Source organism: Nostoc sp. UCD121 (assembly GCF_014222285.1).
In the GTDB taxonomy this organism is placed as follows: domain Bacteria; phylum Cyanobacteriota; class Cyanobacteriia; order Cyanobacteriales; family Nostocaceae; genus Nostoc.
In genome coordinates this window covers 1-2,808 of record NZ_JACKZS010000406.1, presented here as the reverse complement: position 1 = coordinate 2,808, position 2,808 = coordinate 1, and the positions used below count along the sequence as shown (strand labels likewise).

Annotated in this window: 3 protein-coding genes; 1 reads left to right on the top strand and 2 read right to left on the bottom strand. The window is 43.3% G+C overall.

Going from position 1 to position 2,808, the window contains the following annotated elements:
- Both GNF10_RS36275 and GNF10_RS36270 read right to left on the bottom strand, forming a co-directional pair.
- Window positions 1–1,100, bottom strand: a 1,100-nt coding sequence (locus GNF10_RS36275) for an NAD(P)/FAD-dependent oxidoreductase (protein WP_185593141.1), incomplete at its 3' end; no start/stop codon positions are given.
- A gap of 226 nt (window positions 1,101–1,326) precedes the next feature.
- Complete coding sequence (locus GNF10_RS36270; protein ID WP_185582387.1) at window positions 1,327–1,539, bottom strand: hypothetical protein; 213 nt, start codon at window positions 1,537–1,539, stop codon at window positions 1,327–1,329.
- A gap of 515 nt (window positions 1,540–2,054) precedes the next feature.
- On the opposite strand from GNF10_RS36270, the gene GNF10_RS36265 reads away from it, so the two are divergent.
- Window positions 2,055–2,762, top strand: a complete 708-nt coding sequence (locus tag GNF10_RS36265; protein WP_185580494.1) for a class I SAM-dependent methyltransferase — start codon at window positions 2,055–2,057, stop codon at window positions 2,760–2,762.
- The last annotated feature ends 46 nt before the right edge of the window (window positions 2,763–2,808 follow it).

Sequence of the window (2,808 nt, the reverse complement as noted above, 5' to 3'; positions counted from 1 at the left end):
AGGGTGACTTCGCTCGCAGTAATGCCCTGTTTGTGAGCCTGCTCTAACGTCATACCCACTCGACCCACTTGTGGCTCTGTGTAGACGGCATAGCCTAACACCCGATCGTTGCGTGTCCGGTGTTCGCCACATAGAATAGCTTTCAAGCGACGATAGTCTTCCCAAGAAACATGGGTAAAAGCAGGCTGCTTGGCAACGTCTCCGATCGCATAAATTCCAGCGCAAGTCGTCTGAAATTGCTCGTCGATTTTAATAAAACCCTGTGCATCTAATTCAACGCTTGTCACCGCAGAATTTAATGCCTGAGTATTCGGTTTGCGCCCAGTCGCAATCAGCAATGCTTCCCCATCTAGTACTTCACCATTGTTCAGCGTTAGGGTAAACACACCGTTGGTATAAGCAACCTGCTGAACAGTCACATTGAAATGCAGTCCAATTCCGTCTTGCTCAAAAGCATCAGCAAGCACAGCACTGACATCGGATTCTTCTTGAGCAAGCAGCCGATCGCCCCGCACAATCAATTCGGTTTGGCTCCCTAAACGTGCCATTCCCTGCCCTAGCTCCAGGGCAATATAACCACCGCCGACCACGAGCAACCGGGGCGGAATCTGCTGCAAATCAAAGAAATTTCGGTTGGTCAGATAAGGCGTTCCAGCTAAACCAGGAATGTCAGGAATGGTGGAGGATGTCCCTGTATTGATGACGATGATCGGAGCCTGCACAGTCATACCTCCTCCACTCACAGTTCGCTCTCTGGTGAAAGCAGCTTCAGCACAGACGACTCTAACCCCTACACTGTCTAGTCGCCTTTTGACACCCTGGTTAAACTGGCTGCGAATACTACGCACACGCTCCATCACCGTAGAAAAATCGACCTCGACCTGCGCGTGTATGCCTAACTTTGTCGCTTGTCGAGCGCGACCTGCGGCATGGGCAGAGGCTAGAAAGGCTTTAGAAGGAGTACAGCCATAGTTTATGCAACTGCCGCCCAACGCATCACGCTCAAATAGAACGACGTTTCGACCTGATGATGCAAAGTCAGCTGCAAGTGGAACTCCGCCCTGACCGCTTCCAATCACAATTACATCTGCTATTTCCATACTTATATACGTTGTATCCGTGTATACGTTAAAGACGATAGCCCATAATTCAAGGCAAGGGCTCAAATGTTCTATCTACAGAATAGTACAGGCTGCGATTGCCTACGACGGGGCGTAAGCCCATCACAGCCCCTCGCGCAACTACTTCAAAGCCTTCCAGCTTCCTAAAATGCTTGTTCTCTTTCTGTTCCAGCCGTAAGCGGTAAGCGTAGCTATACCGTCAGACTTATCGCTCTACTCCTTGGTCAAATACCTGTTTTGCGATCGCCTCCGGCGGGCGGTTACGCCATCGCACCCTTGCAAAGCACAAAAATGCTCTCAAAGGGGCCACTTGTGAGAGCTTAGATTGCACAAGTGTCTGCACCTTTGCAGTCCAAGGTAATAAATCCAACTTAGTGGCTGGCTTTCGGAGATATTTAACCACGCCTAAGTCTGACACTCGCCTCCTTCCCCCACCCAACTACGATTGTCAATCAGCTAAAATATCTTGAGTATTTTAGCTGATTGACAAAACGCACTTTTTTTAGGCTTTTTTTACAGATGCCCTACACCTTAAGTTCAATATTATCATCCCGATCTTCACTGGAAAAAAGCTTTTCTCTCATGAGAGTTTATATGTAATTATTTATTCCCTCACTGCGAAATAGTCAAAACCCTTGATTTTTCGTTTTGAAGAAGGAATAGTATCAAATATTACTTTTTTCTGAGAGATAGAGTCAATTCTCAGCTTGCTAAAAAATGAAAAGTACACCAGTAAAGCAAACAAAGCTCCGCAGCTTGGTATGATAATCATTTAAAATATTTTTTTAACATGATACGCCTGCTCTGCTATCACCAATAATAAGCAATCTATAAAAATAAGTTTTTTTTATACAATGTAAGAGATGCCAAAATACAGATTCATAGTAAAGGGGAAAAGTTTTGAGTCCCGACATTAGTAATCATTCAATTAGCGTGCCTTATTTTGATAGCTTGACACAAAAGTTTTCTGAAGGAGATGCTGATGCATTATTAGCTTTTGGTCGGCATTTACATTGGGGTTATTGGTCTGATCCAACTAAAGCTGATGGTTCAATTGCAGATTTTGCTATAGCAGCAGAGAACTTATCTCGTCTTATTACTGACGTTGCACAAATACAACATGGTTTAAGCATTCTTGATGTAGGCTGTGGATTTGGAGGAACAATTGCTAGTCTCAATGAGCGTTTTTTCAATATGAATTTAGTTGGAATAAATATTAACAATGAACAGCTTCTTAGAGCCGAGAGAACAGTACACGCGCTACCGAATAATCATATAAATTTTCTTAAGGCTGATGCTTGCCAATTACCATTTCCCGATGATTCTTTTGATGTAGTTTTGGCAGTTGAGTCTATTTTTGCATTCTCTAGCCGTGAGCATTTCTTTAGGGAAGCAAGGCGAATTTTACATCTAGGAGGAAGATTAACTATTTGTGATTTTATTCCTATCCAGGCTTTTTACCGAACCTGGAAATTAATAGAGAAAGCTACTAAAACTCTTGTTGTTCGTACTTATGGTTCTCGACCAGTTAATTTTTGTCCTCTTATTGAGTACAAACAATTAGCTAAAGCTACAGGTTTTAAGCTAGTTAAAACAGAGAATATCACTCGCAATACTGCTCGGTTAAGGGAAAATAGATAGTGGAATAAATCATAATTTGTTCGCGTGTGGCTTACGAGAACAAAAA